The 16,091-nt window shown below is 55.2% G+C and carries 12 protein-coding genes; 3 read left to right on the top strand and 9 right to left on the bottom strand.

Going from position 1 to position 16,091, the window contains the following annotated elements; all coding sequences use genetic code 11:
• Window positions 1-5: 5 nt before the first annotated feature.
• From C2U53_RS29060 to C2U53_RS29070, 3 genes are all read right to left on the bottom strand, one after another.
• Entirely contained in the window at window positions 6-848 is an 843-nt protein-coding gene (locus C2U53_RS29060; protein ID WP_042999805.1) for an aldose 1-epimerase, read from the bottom strand.
• Complete coding sequence (locus C2U53_RS29065) at window positions 848-2,287, bottom strand: sugar porter family MFS transporter (protein ID WP_104446836.1); 1,440 nt, start codon at window positions 2,285-2,287, stop codon at window positions 848-850. The genes C2U53_RS29060 and C2U53_RS29065 overlap by 1 nt, the downstream gene beginning before the upstream one ends.
• 70 nt (window positions 2,288-2,357) lie before the next feature.
• Complete coding sequence (locus C2U53_RS29070) at window positions 2,358-5,624, bottom strand: DUF5107 domain-containing protein (RefSeq protein ID WP_042999803.1); 3,267 nt, start codon at window positions 5,622-5,624, stop codon at window positions 2,358-2,360.
• A gap of 113 nt (window positions 5,625-5,737) precedes the next feature.
• Between C2U53_RS29070 and C2U53_RS29075 the strand changes: the two genes are divergently transcribed.
• Window positions 5,738-6,931: an ROK family transcriptional regulator gene (locus C2U53_RS29075; protein WP_042999802.1), complete on the top strand. Its 1,194-nt coding sequence runs from the start codon at window positions 5,738-5,740 to the stop codon at window positions 6,929-6,931.
• A 75-nt stretch (window positions 6,932-7,006) separates the two neighbouring features.
• Window positions 7,007-7,429, top strand: coding sequence for a DoxX family protein (locus C2U53_RS29080; RefSeq protein WP_042999801.1), 423 nt, complete (start codon window positions 7,007-7,009; stop codon window positions 7,427-7,429).
• A 48-nt stretch (window positions 7,430-7,477) separates the two neighbouring features.
• Here C2U53_RS29080 and glyA read toward each other — a convergent pair whose 3' ends face one another.
• Window positions 7,478-8,731: a serine hydroxymethyltransferase gene (glyA, locus tag C2U53_RS29085; protein ID WP_042999800.1), complete on the bottom strand. Its 1,254-nt coding sequence runs from the start codon at window positions 8,729-8,731 to the stop codon at window positions 7,478-7,480.
• Between the two features lie 327 nt (window positions 8,732-9,058).
• Here glyA and hmpA point away from each other — a divergent pair, with 327 nt between their 5' ends.
• Window positions 9,059-10,249: an NO-inducible flavohemoprotein gene (hmpA, locus tag C2U53_RS29095; protein ID WP_104446837.1), complete on the top strand. Its 1,191-nt coding sequence runs from the start codon at window positions 9,059-9,061 to the stop codon at window positions 10,247-10,249.
• A 96-nt stretch (window positions 10,250-10,345) separates the two neighbouring features.
• On the opposite strand, the gene glnB is transcribed toward hmpA, so the two are convergent.
• From glnB to C2U53_RS29120, 5 genes are all read right to left on the bottom strand, one after another.
• Window positions 10,346-10,684: a nitrogen regulatory protein P-II gene (gene glnB / locus C2U53_RS29100; protein WP_012906673.1), complete on the bottom strand. Its 339-nt coding sequence runs from the start codon at window positions 10,682-10,684 to the stop codon at window positions 10,346-10,348.
• Window positions 10,685-10,744: 60 nt separating this feature from the next.
• On the bottom strand, window positions 10,745-12,079 hold the full coding sequence (glrR, locus tag C2U53_RS29105) for a two-component system response regulator GlrR (RefSeq protein WP_086512879.1): 1,335 nt from the start codon (window positions 12,077-12,079) through the stop codon (window positions 10,745-10,747).
• Entirely contained in the window at window positions 12,079-12,810 is a 732-nt protein-coding gene (gene qseG / locus C2U53_RS29110) for a two-component system QseEF-associated lipoprotein QseG (protein WP_104446838.1), read from the bottom strand. Before qseG ends, glrR begins: the two co-directional genes overlap by 1 nt.
• Window positions 12,811-12,831: 21 nt before the next feature.
• Entirely contained in the window at window positions 12,832-14,262 is a 1,431-nt protein-coding gene (gene qseE, locus C2U53_RS29115; protein WP_042999796.1) for a two component system sensor histidine kinase QseE/GlrK, read from the bottom strand.
• Between the two features lie 479 nt (window positions 14,263-14,741).
• Window positions 14,742-15,989: an IS1 family transposase gene (locus tag C2U53_RS29120; protein WP_104446839.1), complete on the bottom strand. Its 1,248-nt coding sequence runs from the start codon at window positions 15,987-15,989 to the stop codon at window positions 14,742-14,744.
• Window positions 15,990-16,091 lie beyond the last annotated feature (102 nt).

A 16,091-nucleotide genomic window follows, 5' to 3' on the forward strand; every position in this document is an offset into this window, starting at 1 on the left:
TGCCGCTAATCAACGCGAATCTCCATCGCGAAACGGCACTGTTCTCCAGAGCCTAACATCCGTAATCCCGGCTGCCCCGGCATGTGGTGGGCATTCACCGGATGCGTCTGCGGTTCCAGACAAAGAAATGACTCACCCGGCATTCTGAAAAGCATAAGCCAGGGAGTTTGCGCAGAAATCGTGACGCGCATCACATTGCGTTGAACGATCGCCTGCCCACTCCAGCCGGAATACCCCACATTTAACCAGCGATCCGCGCCATACTGCGCCCTGGTAAAATCAGCCTCCGTCGGCAGTTCACTCTGCCAGGCCAGCGGCAAATGGTGCTCGCCTTCCGGCCAGTAACCGCTGGCAGAAAACTGCACGGTGCTTCGCGCATCAAAGACAAAAAACGGGTGGAAACCGCAGCCGTACAGCATGGGGCGCTTGCCCAGATGAGCGATCGTCAGCGACGCCCTGAATACTGACGCGTCAAGCACATACTGCAGTTCCGCCTGATAATCATAGCCACATGCCAGTTGACTGCGCAGACGCAGCGAACAGCTATCATCGGTCGCCGCCGTCACTTCCCAGCGTTTAAGCCAGCCGTCACCGTGCAGGAAAAACGCGTCGTCGACCTCATATAACGGCAATTGCACCTCGGTTCCGCGCTGGCTGAAGCGGTTACCGGCCACGCGATTGGCAACCGGCAGCATCGGAAACAGCCCGCCATCACCGGCGGTTTTTCCCTCGCTTTCGCGTAGAACCGGTTGTTGATGTTGTAACGAAAACAGCGACAACAGCGCGCCGCCCTGAGGATCCACGCGCATCCGCAGATGCGCGTTATGCAGCGTCAGCGGCGTGGTCATCAGCGCACGCTTTTTGGCTGTGCCGACGGACTGGCTTTCAAATGTCTCGCCGCCAGTTGTTCTTCCAGCGCTTCCAGCGTTACGCCTTTGGTTTCCGGTACATTACGCAGCACATACACATATCCCATTGCGCAAATCACGCCGTAGAGCAGGAAACTCCCGGCGGCACCCAGCCCGGCATTGAGCAGCGGGAAGGTATAGGTCAACAGGAAACAGGCAATCCACAGCGCCAGCGTACCCAGCGACATCGCCAGCCCGCGCACGCGGTTAGGAAAGATTTCAGACAGCAGCACCCAGGTGACCGGTGCCAGCGTCAGGGCATAAATGGCAATGGCCGCCAGCACCAGAACCAGCACCGGCCAGCCCATAATCCCCATCCCGTGGGCACCGGCAATCAACACATAAATCACCGTCAGGCCGGATGCGCCGAACAGCATCAGCTTGCGCCGGCCAATTTTGTCCACCAGCGGCAGTGCGGCGAGGGTAAAGACCAGGTTGATAATGCCGGTGGCAACGATAGATTTCAGCGTACCGTTGATGTCGAAACCGGCAGAGGCGAAAATTTCCTGCGCGTAGTTAAAGATCACGTTGATCCCGCACCACTGCTGGAAGACCGCCAGCACCATGCCGATGATCACGATCGGTTTGATCTGCGGTTGCAGCAGCGTTGACCATGCGACTCTGTGATTATCTTTGAGCAGCGTGTGTTCGATCTCTTTTAGCGTCTGTCCTGCGTACTCCGCAGAGCCAATGCGTTGCAGCATGGCACGCGCACGCTCCGGTTTACCCGCCTTCACCAGCCAGCGTGGGGATTCCGGGACGAAAAACATCAGCACCAAAAACGCCAACGCGGGAACCAGTTCTGCGCCAAACATCCAGCGCCAGCCCATCTGCCCGTTCCAGCTCTCAACAATCGCCTGCTGTGTCGCCCCTGTGGCAACGGGTTCAGCGATCATCAGGTTGATCAGTTGCGCCGCCAGAACGCCAATGACAATGGTCAACTGGTTCACCGCCACAAAACGTCCGCGTTTTTCCGCCGGACTGACTTCAGCGATGTACAGCGGACTGAGCGCTGACGCAAGGCCAATCCCGACGCCGCCAACGATGCGGTAAATCACGAACATGTCGAAGTTGCTGGCAACGGCGGTTCCCCATGCCGAGGCGCTGAACAGAATAGCAGAGAGGATGAGCGGCATTTTTCGGCCAAATTTATCGGCGCACCAGCCCGAAATCAACGCGCCAAAAATACAGCCCACCAGCGCGGAGCTCATCGCCCAGCCGGACTGCGCCGGATCGGTTATCGAGAAGTACGCTTCATAAAAAGGCTTTGCCCCACCAATCACCACCCAGTCGTAGCCAAACAGCAAACCACCACAGGCTGCGACCAGACAGATAGTCCAGACGTAGCCGATTTTCAAATGTGTCTGCGCGTTATTCATTATGATTCCTCTTTCAGGGAAACGCAGGGAACAGTAGGTTTCCGGTGGCGTTACCGCCACCGGTTCAGGGTTAGTGCAATAACTCCAGTCTGATGACATGGCGCACAAGCAGAGCTTTGTCATGCGCCGGGTTCTGTTGCAGAAGTACGTCAAGCGCCTGCTGGCAGGCGGATAAATCCCCAAGCCCCAGATGCCCCAACGCGGTAATAAACAGGCAGTGCTGCTGGTGCTTTGCCTCCGCCGGCGTATCGAGCACCACCAGATCCGGTAATGAGACGGCGAAGAAATCCACCTCCGGCACGTGGTCGCGTTGTGATGTCACCCATTGCAGGAAGCTGTGGAAAAGCTGCTCTGCATCGTCACGTTCACCCAACTGTTTCAGCGCCATGCCCTGCCAGAAGAGATAGTCCACGGGCTGATCGTTGTAGTAGCGTCCGGCATCCAGCGTGCTTCCACCACGGGTGGCGCGGGCAAAGTAACGATGCGCTTCGTCATGATATCCCTGACGCTGAGCGCAATAGCCCAACAGATACCAGATATCGTTATCGGTTTGTCCGGGTAAGCGCCCTTCCCCCAGGTTATGCGGATAGATCAGCGCCTGTTGTAGCAGACTGACTGCGTCGGAGAATTCCTCTTTGCCAATCGCCGCCAGCGCCCGGTGCATCTGGTTCAGCAGGTACTGCCCGGTCGCTTTCCCTTCGCCCCCTTCCCAGGGGTGGAATACGCGCTCGCTAAGCACCTTCGCGGCATCATCGTAGTGGCCCAGTCCGTTCCACAGGCTGAGCAACTCCACGGTTAAATCGTCACGCTGGAACACCACCGCCTTACGCGATTCCAGCTGTTGCAGACGCTGTTCAGCAGGCGTCGCCAGGAGTTTATTGAGGTAATCCAGTTCAAACAGGAAGCGGGCGTTATCAGGTTCCAGCGCCACGGCCTGTGACAAATACTGGTGTGCCCTGGCGGCATCGTGCTGTTTGTTCCACGCATAAATCCCCAGCAGACGGTGCACAGGCGCAAATTCAGGCTCCTGTTGCAGGGTAAATTGCCAGCAGGTAAGCGCCTCTTCGTAGCGGCGTTTGCTGTACCAGAAGCAGCCCAACAGATAGCGGGCGTAAGCACTATGCTCCAGCGTTTGCAGCATCTGTACTTCGTCGAGGGTATTCGGGAAACGTACCCGGTTAGGCAGGCAAGCACGCGCCTGGGCGATGAACGGCTGCGGATGGTCGCTCAGCGACGCCCGCCACAGCAACGGCAGCGTTTCCTGACTGTCCAGCAGTTCCAGCAGTTCGCGGGCTGCAGCTTTTTGACCGAAAGAGAGTAGCCATCCTGCCAGTTCGCAGGCGTTAGTACCTCGGCGACCGGTAATGGTGATAAGCGCCGTTTTCGACGGTTCATCCCGGCATATCGCCCAGCGGGCATAGTGCAGCACGTAGCTAAGCGGATAGTCATTACGCTGCTGCTCGATGTACTTCAGCGCCTCAGACGTGCGCCCCAGTTCTGCCAGTACCAGCGCTTTCAGTCCCATCGCCAGATTGTTGCTGCCGTTAAAGCGCAAACTCTGCGTTACTTTTGCCAGTGCATCTGCATGATCGCCACGCGCCATCGCAAGCCGGGCCAGTGCCCAGAAGGCCGCGTCGCGACAGTTTCCGCTCCAGCTCGCCTTGTAGTAATGATCCCAGGCCTGCTGGCAATCGCCCTGGCGCTCCCGCGCAGCGGCTAACAGCATACTGGCTTCGCCATCGCGCGGGTTTTTGTTCAGGTGATGCGCCCGCGCTAATGCCGCTTTCGCGCAGCGTTCAGCTTGCGCCCAGTCAGCCTGGTTCAATGCCAGCGTCCCCAGTGCAACGTTGTTGCGGTAATCCAGCGGATCTATTTCCAGCGCCCGGCGATAGTAATCCCCGGCGTAACGACTGGCGTGGTTGTACTGCTCCAGATGCTGACCGATAAAGTAAAGTTCATCAGTGTTAGATAATGCCTCCGGCTGTGCCGGGGCCGTTGCCGCCGAGGGCAGCGGCAAATCGTCAGCAATATGCTCTTCGTATTGCAGCAATGTCTGACCGTCGTGACGGGTGACCGTCATGGTGATCCGCGCATAGCCCGAATCGACAAGCGTCGTTAGCCAGCTTTTCCCCGGTGCCAGCGTCAGCGTGGTTTCGAAGAAAGGCGCGCCGTCTGCACTGAGCGTCACTTGCACATCCTGCAATGGCGCAACCGCATAGACACCAACGGACAGCTGGCTTTCATCACGCACCAGTCGCAACGCCAGGTCGGTACTGGCGTTTTGCACCATTCCTAATTCACTGTATGGCAGGAAGTTCTGGACGAATACCTTCTCTTCATAAGGTGCAAGCCAGGTGAAATCCGGCTGATTGTCGGTAAACACCCCGGTCATTAATTCGATGTACGGGCCATTCTCATCGGTCAGGTTACGATCCCAGGCCACGCCAAAATCCCCGTAGCCCCAGCTCCACTGCTTTTTCCCCGGCGAGATGTGATGATCGGCAACATGGAGCAACCCGCCGCGCTCACCGTGATGCCAGGCACCGACAAAATCATAGTCCGATTTTTCCGCCATGTACGAAGTCGGCACCGGCACATTCTTATAGCGGGAGATATCCACCCCTGCCGAGTAGTCAACTTTGTAATAGGTGCCCGTGGCGATCGGAAAAGCGGAGACATCGCGCTTGCCGTGATCGAACACCGCCGTGACATCAGGCGGGAACACGCTTTGATGATCGTCGCCGCCCTTCACCGCCGGGTTCGCCCACCATAAAAAATGACGTGGCGTGGCGTTGCCGTTGAAGACTTTACCGGTGATTTCTATCAACGCGCGATCCGGGTAGAGGGTGAATCCAGTCATCACCTGCAGACCGCGCATCGGCTCCACTTCACCCATCCAGACGGTTTGTTCGCCGTGTTCCCCTGCCCGCTGTGTAAAATCTACCGGCATAAAAGTGGTGGGGCGATGGTGCTGCGGCCAGTTAAATTCGATCCCGCCGGAGATCCACGGCCCCAGCAGGCCAACCAGCGCAGGCTTCACCACTTCGTTGTAATAGACAAAATCGCGCTGCTGCACTTTGTCATACGCACGGTGAATACGCCCCCCCAGTTCGGGCAGCAGCATGACGCGGATAAAATCGTTTTCCATCCACACGGCCTGGTAATCGCGCATTTCGCGCTTGCCGGTCAGGGTGTCGATCACGCCGTAGGGGTAAACCGCACCTGAAGAGCCCTGATAAACCCGTTTTTCCAGAAACATCGGGTTCGGATCTTCCTCACCCACCGTCCAGGTCGGTAGTGAGAGGGTTTCCTGCCAGACCTTAACAGAACCGTACATGCTGCCTCCACTCAATAAACAAAAGTAAAATGTCATCTTGTGGCTATTGTGTGGCAGTTAACTGGCGGTAAAATGCGCAATGCTCACGCAATATAGTTAAGGGAGTTAAGTGTATGCAGCGTTCGGGATTCAATAACGCCCGGGTCAGACAGGCGAATAAACAGATCTTCCTGTCGCATTTGTGGCGCGAAAAGCAGCTCAGTAAATCGCAACTGGCGCAGCTCACCGGCCTGTCGATTCCGGCGGTGAGTAACATTCTTGAAGAATTGCTGGACGAAGGGCGGCTGTGCCACTCCCGTGAAACGCTGAGCCAGCGCGGACTCAGCAACGGGAGTTTTCATCTGCCGGTACAGGGCGCGTGGACGCTGTGTATCAACGTCACCCCGACCAGTCTGACCAGCCAGCTGGCCGATGCGCGTCTGGTGGCGGTTGGCGACTGGCAGCATGAGGTGATTAACGCCGCGACGCCTGACGCGCTGCTTGCCGCAATAGCCAACCACTGGCGGCGCTGGCGTCAGCGCTATCCCGACACCACGATCAACCTCGCGCTGGGCGTCCACGGTCAGGTGGATCCGATCACCGGTGCGTCGAAAACGATGCCGCAGGCACCGTGGAAAACGCCGGTGGAAATCAAGTATCTGCTGGAGGAACGACTCGGTATACAGGTCCGCCTCGACAACGACTGCGTGATGCTGGCGCTGGCGGAAAAGTGGCAAAACCCGGCGGCCAACGAGGACTTCTGCGTGATTAACGTCGATTACGGCATTGGCTCATCGTTCGTCATTCACGACAATATCTGGCGCGGCAGCCTGTACGGCAGCGGTCAGATTGGGCATACCATTGTTAACCCCGACGGGATCGCCTGCGACTGCGGTCGTTATGGTTGTCTGGAAACCGTCGCCTCCCTGAGCGCGCTGAAAAAGCAGGCCAGAGTCTGGATGAAGGCGCAGCCAGTGCCGGGAAGGGATCCGGAAACGCTGACCACGGATTTACTGATCGACGCCTGGCGCAAGGGTGATGTACGCATTCAGGCATGGGTGGAACATGCCGCCAGCGCGATTGGTTTAAGCCTGTATAACTTTCTTAATATCCTGAATATCAATCAGATCTGGCTGTACGGACGCAGTTGCGCCTTCGGTGAATCCTGGCTCAATACGCTACGGCAACAGACGGGATTTAACCCTTTCGATCACGGCGATAACCCGCGGGCGAAAGCGACGCAAATTAGCGTTGGCACGCTGACCCGCGCCCAGCAACTGATGGGCATTGGCTATCTGTACGTGGAGTCGCAACTGAACGAAATATAAGCTTATGGCGCGAATGGCGAGGCTCGGGGTTGTGTAGTAGTTTTAAAGTACATTACTCATGCTAATGAGCCTGCTATGAACACGTTACGTTATTTTGATTTTGGAGAATCACGCCATCTGTTTTTATTGATTGCCCGTATTGCGCTGGCAATTCTGTTTATTATTTTTGGCTTTCCTAAACTGACAGGGTTCGACGGTACCGTACAATATATGACGTCTCTCGGTACCCCTGCGCCGATGCTTGCTGCGATCATTGCCGTTGTTATGGAGGTTCCGGCAGCGATACTGATTGTGCTGGGCTTTTTCACGCGTCCACTGGCGGTTATTTTCGTTTTCTATACGCTGGGTACCGCCGTGATCGGTCATCACTTCTGGAATATGACCGGTGATGCGGTGGGACCGAATATGATTAACTTCTATAAGAATGTCAGTATCGCAGGCGGTTTTCTGCTGCTGGCGCTGACGGGGCCGGGCGCGATTTCCATTGACCGGCGCTAAAAAGGAAAAAGGCCGCATCGGCGGCCTTTTGCTTGCAGCAAAACGGAATTATGCGTAAACCGGGAAGCGTGCGCAGATATCCAGAACTTTCCCTTTGATGCGCTCAATCACCGCTTCATCATTGATGTTGTCAAGCACATCACACATCCAGCCCGCCAGCTCTTTCGCTTCCGCTTCTTTAAAGCCGCGACGCGTAATGGCCGGAGAACCGATACGGATACCGGAAGTGACGAACGGGCTCTTCGGATCGTTCGGCACGCTGTTTTTGTTCACGGTGATATTGGCACGACCCAGCGCGGCGTCAGCTTCTTTACCGGTCAGGTTTTTGTCCACCAGATCCAGCAAGAACAGGTGGTTTTCAGTACCGCCGGACACCACTTTGTAGCCACGGTTCAGGAACACTTCCACCATCGCTTTGGCGTTTTTCGCAACCTGCTGCTGGTAGACTTTGAACTCTGGCTCCATCGCTTCTTTCAGTGCAACCGCTTTACCGGCAATCACGTGCATCAACGGGCCGCCCTGCGCGCTTGGGAAAACGGCAGAGTTCAGTTTTTTGTACAGCTCTTCATCACCGCCTTTCGCCAGGATCAGGCCGCCGCGCGGACCCGCCAGGGTTTTGTGGGTGGTGGTGGTCACAACGTGTGCATGCGGAACCGGGTTCGGGTAAACGCCTGCGGCAATCAGACCCGCAACGTGGGCCATATCAACGAACAGGTACGCACCGATGCTGTCAGCGATTTCACGCATTTTTGCCCAGTCAACCACGCCGGAATAAGCTGAGAAGCCACCGATGATCATTTTCGGTTTGTGCGTCTGCGCCAGCTGCGCCATCTCTTCGTAGTCAATTTTACCGGACTCATCGATACCGTAAGGTACGATGTTGTACAGTTTGCCAGAGAAGTTCACCGGAGAGCCGTGAGTCAGGTGGCCGCCTTGCGCCAGGTTCATACCCAGAACGGTATCACCGGGTTGCAGCAGCGCGGTGTAGACCGCGAAGTTAGCCTGAGAGCCGGAGTGCGGCTGTACGTTAGCGTAGTCTGCGCCAAACAGTTCTTTGGCGCGATCAATCGCCAGTTGCTCAACGATATCGACGTATTCGCAGCCGCCGTAGTAGCGCTTGCCCGGATATCCTTCAGCGTATTTGTTAGTCAGCTGAGAGCCCTGCGCCTGCATGACACGCGGACTGGTGTAGTTTTCGGAGGCGATCAGTTCGATGTGCTCTTCCTGACGTACTTTTTCCTGCTCCATAGCCTGCCACAGTTCGGCATCATAATCGGCAATGTTCATTTCACGCTTTAACATCCGCATCTCCTGACTCAGCTAACGATAGAATTTTTGGCCTTAAAAGGCGGTCCTGTTGGACAACGGGCAACAGTATAACTGAATCATTCTGTGATAACAGGTCTTGACAAAGGAATTTACGCAAACGATTACCTTCACAGGACACAAGGCTTTGCGGAATGAAGACCTTACGAATTTCAACGGATTTCTTTTCAGGTTTGTGATGCAGATTTTTCACGTTGTAACGTTTAACACGTAAAGCGTCAAAGAACCATTTACAAAGCAGGGATATTTTTTATAAGATGCATTTGACATACATCATTAAAGATTCACATAAAGGAAGACCGTATGCTTGACGCCCAAACCATCGCCACTGTAAAAGCCACCATTCCCCTGCTGGTAGAAACCGGCCCCAAACTGACCGCCCATTTTTACGATCGCATGTTCGCTCATAACCCTGAACTCAAAGAAATTTTTAACATGAGCAACCAGCGTAATGGCGATCAGCGTGAAGCCCTGTTTAATGCCATTGCCGCTTATGCCAGCAATATTGAGAATCTGCCCGCCCTGCTGCCCGCGGTTGAGAAAATCGCCCAAAAGCACACCAGCTTTCAGATAAAACCTGAGCAGTACAACATTGTCGGTACACACCTGCTGGCAACCCTCGACGAAATGTTCAGTCCAGGCCAGGACGTGCTGGATGCGTGGGGCAAAGCCTACGGCGTGTTGGCGAATGTCTTTATCAACCGCGAAGCGCAAATCTACAGTGAAAACGCCCGTAAAAACGGTGGCTGGGAAGGCACGCGTCCGTTCCGGATCGTAGCGAAAACCCCGCGCAGCGCACTGATTACCAGCTTTGAACTTGAACCGGTAGACGGCGGCACCGTGGCCGAATACCAGCCTGGCCAGTATCTTGGTGTCTGGCTGAAACCGGAAGGCTTCCCGCATCAGGAGATTCGTCAGTATTCTCTGACCCGTAAAGCGGATGGTAAAAGCTACCGTATTGCCGTGAAACGTGAAGAAGGCGGTCAGGTATCAAACTGGCTGCATAACCATGCGAACATCGGCGATGTCGTGCATTTGGCCGCACCGGCTGGCGATTTCTTTATGGCAGTCACCCCGAATACGCCGGTTTCCCTGATCTCTGCTGGCGTCGGTCAAACGCCCATGCTGGCAATGCTGGATACGCTGGCAAAAGCAAACCACACCGCGCAGGTCAACTGGTTCCACGCCGCAGAAAACGGCGACGTCCATGCGTTTGCCGATGAAGTGAGTGAACTGGGTAAAACGCTGCCACGCTTTAGCGCCCATACCTGGTATCGTGAGCCAACCGAAGCCGATCGCGCGAAAGGGACGTTTGATAGCGTTGGGCTGATGGATTTGAACAAACTGGAAGGCGCAATCAGCGATCCGGCGATGCAGTTTTATCTGTGCGGTCCGGTGGGCTTTATGCAGTTTGCCGCGAAGCAGCTTGTTGAGCTGGGTGTGAAAAACGAAAACATTCATTACGAATGCTTCGGCCCGCATAAGGTCTTGTAATGACGTCATGCCTGATGGCGCTGTGCTTATCCGGCCTATAGGATGCAGGGCCGGATAAGGCGTTTACGCCACCATCCGGCATGCGCACGGCGCGGCTTAAATTGCCGCGTCGTCTTCTTCACCGGTACGGATACGCACCACGCGCGCCACATCAAAGACGAAGATCTTACCATCGCCGATTTTGCCCGTCTGCGCTGTGCGAATAATGGTATCCACGCAGGTTTCAACGATATCGTCTGGTACGACGATTTCAATTTTCACCTTCGGCAGAAAATCCACCATGTATTCCGCGCCGCGGTACAGCTCGGTATGCCCTTTCTGACGCCCAAAGCCTTTCACTTCGGTGACGGTCATCCCGGTAATACCGACTTCAGCCAGCGCTTCACGCACATCATCGAGCTTGAAGGGTTTAATAATCGCATCAATCTTTTTCATGCTAGTCCTTGAAAAGGTCGCCTGTCTTTTAATCGGGTAAACGTAACATATTACGCAACGTTATTCTTTGAAATCGTTTGCATCCAGCTCATGGCGCGACAGGAGTTTGTAGAACTCCGTCCGGTTACGGCCCGCCATTCTTGCCGCATGCGTCACATTGCCTTTGGTGATTTGCAGCAACTTGCGCAGATAGTTCAGTTCAAACTGGTTACGCGCTTCAACAAAAGTCGGCAGCGCGGTATTTTCCCCTTCCAGCGCCTGTTCCACCAGCGCATCGCTGATAACCGGCGAAGAGGTCAGCGCCACACACTGTTCAATCACGTTCACCAGTTGACGCACGTTGCCCGGCCAACTGGCGGTCATTAGCCGCTTCATTGCATCCGTCGAAAACGCCCGCACAAAAGGCTTATGCCGCTCCGCCGACTGGCGCAGCAGATGATTTGCCAGCAGCGGAATATCTTCGGTCCGCTCCGCCAGCGCCGGGATCTTCAGACTTACCACGTTGAGGCGGTAGTATAAATCTTCACGAAACTCGCCGCGCGCCATGGCTTTCGGCAAGTCACGGTGGGTTGCCGAGATAATACGCACATCAATATCGATGTCGCGGTTGCTGCCAAGCGGTCTGACTTTGCGTTCCTGCAAGACGCGCAGCAGTTTGACCTGTAGCGGCGCGGGCATGTCGCCAATCTCGTCCAGGAACAGCGTCCCGCCTTCCGCCGCCTGAAACAGCCCCTCGCGGTTACTCACCGCGCCGGTAAACGCGCCGCGCGAGTGGCCGAATAACTCCGACTCCAGCAATTGTTCCGGTAGCGCCCCACAATTGATGGCAATAAACGGTTTACTGCTGCGCGGGCTGGCATTGTGAATAGCCTGGGCGAAGATCTCTTTCCCGGTACCGCTCTGACCATTGATCAATACACTGACGTCGGACTGTGCCACCATCCGCGCCTGCTCCAGCAGACGCAGCATCAGCGGGCTACGGGTAACAATCGATTCACGCCAGCTATCATCCGTGGCGGGTGCCGACTGCTCAAGCGCCTCGTCAATCGCCTGATACAGCGCATCTTTATCCACGGGTTTAGTCAGGAAGCTGAACACGCCCTTTTGCGTTGCCGCGACCGCATCCGGAATCGAACCGTGGGCGGTAAGAATGATGACCGGCATTCCCGGCTGCACCTTCTGGATCTCGCTGAACAGCTGCATGCCGTCCATCTCATCCATCCGCAGATCGCTTATCACCAGATCCACTTTTTCACGGTTCAAAACACGCAGCCCTTCTGCCCCGCTCTCTGCGGTCACCACGCTATAGCCTTCACTGGTCAGACGCATGCCCAGCAGTTTTAACAGGCCTGGATCATCATCCACGAGCAGTAAATGCGCCGGTTTACGACTCATTATGGGGTCACCTCATCTTGTAATGATTCCGGGGCTTGTCCCTCAGACTTGTCGCCGCCATGCGTCGCATCCGGATTGTAATTTCCCGCCGGTTTACGGGTGGAAAGCTGGCGCTCAATATCGGTCAGGTTCTCCAGTTTACGCGTGGTGAGATCGAGCTGTGCCTGAAGGTGCTGATGCTGCTGACGCAGCGTATCCAGATCGCCATCGGTCGTTTGCTGCAGTTTGCTGTAACGCTGGCGTTCTTCGGCGAGCTGGAGCTGTAACGACTGTCCGTCGCGCCAGACCTGATAAAGCGGGCGCACCTGCGCCGGGATCTGCGGGCTGAACGCATCCAGTCGCGAGACGTTTTCGCGACGCTCCAGCGGCGTAATTTTGGCATTCGCCAGCAAGATGCCGCGCTTAAAAGCGTTTTGCCAGCTGTCGTCACTCAGCGAGCGGGCCTCGCTGCGCGACTGCACCGGTAGCAGGCGATCTGCGCAGTCAATGGCGCGCAGCCAGTAAAGAGGGTTGGTATCCGTCGATTGCCCCTGCAATGCCCAGATATCAGTACACTCAACAGACAGATAATCCGCCAGTTGATACGTCGGGAGGGCATCCTGCGGCGCATCCCCGGTGATGTGCTTCACCGCATGCGGCGTACACCCCATCAGCGCAAGGCACGGCATTCCCGCCAGGATGAACTGGCGGGAGAATAGACGTTGGAAAATGTGAGAAAAAACGTGTGGCATATTCACCAGGCTTAGCATTATTTAGTCGTTTTTCGTTGCAGATAACGGCAGTTCTATGCGGAAGCAAACCTCTTGCGCCTGTTCATCGACAAGATAGAGCTCACCCTGCATACGGCGGATACAATCTCTGGCGATACTTAGCCCCAGTCCGCTCCCTTTCACTGCCCCTTTCCGTTGATGACTTCCCTGGAAAAAAGGTTCGAAAATCATAGTTCTTTCCGCTTCAGGAATAGGAGTTCCGGTGTTGATAACATCGATATACACGGTTGATCCCTGTAAGCGGCTGCGAATACGGATGTTACCGGATTCAGCCCCATAGTGCACCGCATTGGAATAAAGATTATCCAGTACGCTCATCAGTAACATCGGCTCGGCCAGGCAGCGATCGGCCGCCAGCGCAATGTCGGTATGCATCATTTTAGCGCGAGCCGGTAGACTATGAGCGGAAACCACCATATCTACCAGCGGTTCAATCTCCACGCTTTCCATTTCAATGGCGCTATCCGCCAGTTTGCGGTTGTAATCAAGCAGTTGTTCAATCAATTTTTGCAGGTTACGGCTACTGTCATCGAGAATGCCAACCACCTCTTTTTGTTCCGGCGTCAGTGGCCCCACCACCTGGTCCGCCAGCAGTTCGGTGCCTTCACGCATGCTGGCCAGCGGGGTTTTCAGCTCATGGGAGAGATGGCGCAAAAATTGATGGCGTTGAGACTCCAGCCAGGAGAGGCGCTCGCTCAACCAGATGATCCGCTGCCCAACGGAACGCAGTTCGCGCGGTCCGGTAAAGGTGACGGTATTGCCCAGCGATCGCCCTTCCCCCAGACGATTGATCATCCGCTCAATGCCCTTTACCGGCCCGATAATCATCCGCGTGAACAACAGCACCATCGCCAGACTCACCAGAAACAATACCAGCGCCTGCCAGCCGAAGAACTGTCCACGCTCGGCAATCTCTTGTTGTAGCTGCTGCCCGCGTGAAAAAACCACGGTACGCGTCGCTTGCACCATTTCGGTATTGGCGTTGGCAAATGCTTCCAGTCGCGCGGCCGCGGCGGTTTCAGGCCCACTGTTCCGGCATTGCAGTTGCGCCAGGTCGTTCAGATCCTGACGTAACGCCTGATACAGCTTATCGTCAGGCAGAACACCCGCATGGGCGTCCAGCATTTCACTGTAGCGTTTGCGCTGGCTCTGATACACCTTTGCCAGCGTCGGATCGTCAAGCACGCAATACTGACGATAGCTACGCTCCATCTCCAGGGCGGCATTGGTCATCGCCTCACTGCGACGCGCATCGATAAGGGTAGTACGGTTAGTCTGCGCCGCCTGGGCGCTAAGCGCGTTCAGGCTTTGCCACGCCTGCCAGGCGAGGACCAGCAGCGGTAACAGGATCAGCAGGAATGCCAGCGTCACCAGTTGGCGTAGTGACCGGGGAAAAACAGACCAGCGCTTCAAGGCATTACTCTCACAGGAGATGAATAGAACGATGCTAACTGAGGGAAACGCCAGATACAACAAAGCCGGGCTGAACCCGGCTTTGTTATGGAATAAGGCGGTGCCTAACTCGACGTTTCGCCCGATGGTTGATAAAGCAGCGCTATTATCAGAAGTTGGACGGCAGGCACCTTGTTGTGCGTCATTCGAAGTTTATGTAGCACGTCCCGAAGGGGCTGACATAAGAAGGTGAATGAGCCACTGGTTACTATTATGCAGTAACTATGCCAATATTCAAAACAAATTATTAACACCCTGAATTTAATTGGTTTTTATTGATAATTAATCGATTAATGCAGTGAACGACTTTCATACAAACTGTCGCCATTTAGCAACACCTTAAACGCAATGGATTTAGCCTCATAAAAATCAACAATTTATATGTCTCTTTTTGGAGACACCCCTTGCGCGCATTTGTCGTGAATTCCCGACAGACCAAATTAACGATAGTGATTATAAAGATACGCAAGGCACACGACATGCCGGCTCAACACCTTCGGCCCTAATCCTGACTGACCCGAGGACCACGGGTGCGTATACAGCCAGCGAACAAAGGCATCGCTGGCGCGCAGAGAAACCGGAGCAATGTTCCCGGCCTGCTTTTGCCCGGTTAATGAGCAGACGATCTTATCCGCTCCGCCGCAACTCCACCGCTGCCAGACATTGTTCCACCACCCAATGTTCCACCTGCCTGTCAGCCTGTACTCCGCCTCTGTCCCGGATGGCGGGTTGGCATCTTCCAGCACAAACCACAGATTCGTCGTACCACGCTGTACTTCCGCTGACCAGGCCGTAATCGCTGCGCCACGCAGCACACACTCGTGCGCCAGGTAGTGATCGGTGATAGTAGGAAACCGCCGTTTCAACCGCTGGAAATGACCGTGAATCGCGATCGCAGGGCGAAGGATACACCCGCGATCGTTGCCTTTCAGTCGCGCACTGCCATAGTGAATTTCATCAAACTGACATCTTTGCATGAACTGCATTTCCTGCCAGCGAAGGGACTCCACCGAGCACTCATGCGCCATTTGCGGCACAGGACTCGCCGAACCGGTATAAAGCAAAGAGTCACCTACCGCCTCATCACAGTAGTTAGTTGTGACCTGGAGAATATGACCAGAACAGGCATCAGCGCTGATCACCACATACAGCCGCTGTTCTGCCGCCTGTCCCTGGAAAGGCAACGCCAGAACCTTTGTCGCAACGCGTTTCACATCACGGTTAGCATGATGCGCTTGCTGCTCACACCAGTTAACCGCTTTCGCCAGCAGTCGATATTGCGTGGTTTCTGCCGCGTAATCACCCTGCTGAAGTCGCAAGAGAAACGGCTCGATGGTGCGTTCGAAACAGCGCTTCGTCTGTCGGGGAGTGAAAACCGTCCGACAAAGACGACACTGGAATCGACTATGACCTGCCTGCGTTCGCCCATAGCGAATCACGTCGCTGGCAGAGCAGTGCGGGCATTCTGTTCCGGTTGCGTCCGGTTTATTTTTTATTAACCGTGCAAACCAGTGGTTAAATTCACGCTCATTAAATAAGGGGGGCAGACTGCCACATTTCTGGCATTCCAGCGCCGCATACCCCAGACGATAAACGGGATAAAGATAGTCAGCCGCTTCCGCCACGCCGAGATTGGGGCACGACCAACTTTTACAAACATTGAGATGTATTTTGTCCTGGATTTCCATTTCACTCGACCAACTGATTTTGTCAGTCGAATAACTCTGGCGGTTATTCAGATTTACTGTCGTGAGGAGCCTCACAAAATCCAGGCAAGCGGAAACGACAAT

The sequence above is a fragment of the Citrobacter sp. CFNIH10 genome, assembly GCF_002934585.1.
Taxonomy (GTDB): domain Bacteria; phylum Pseudomonadota; class Gammaproteobacteria; order Enterobacterales; family Enterobacteriaceae; genus Citrobacter_A; species Citrobacter_A amalonaticus.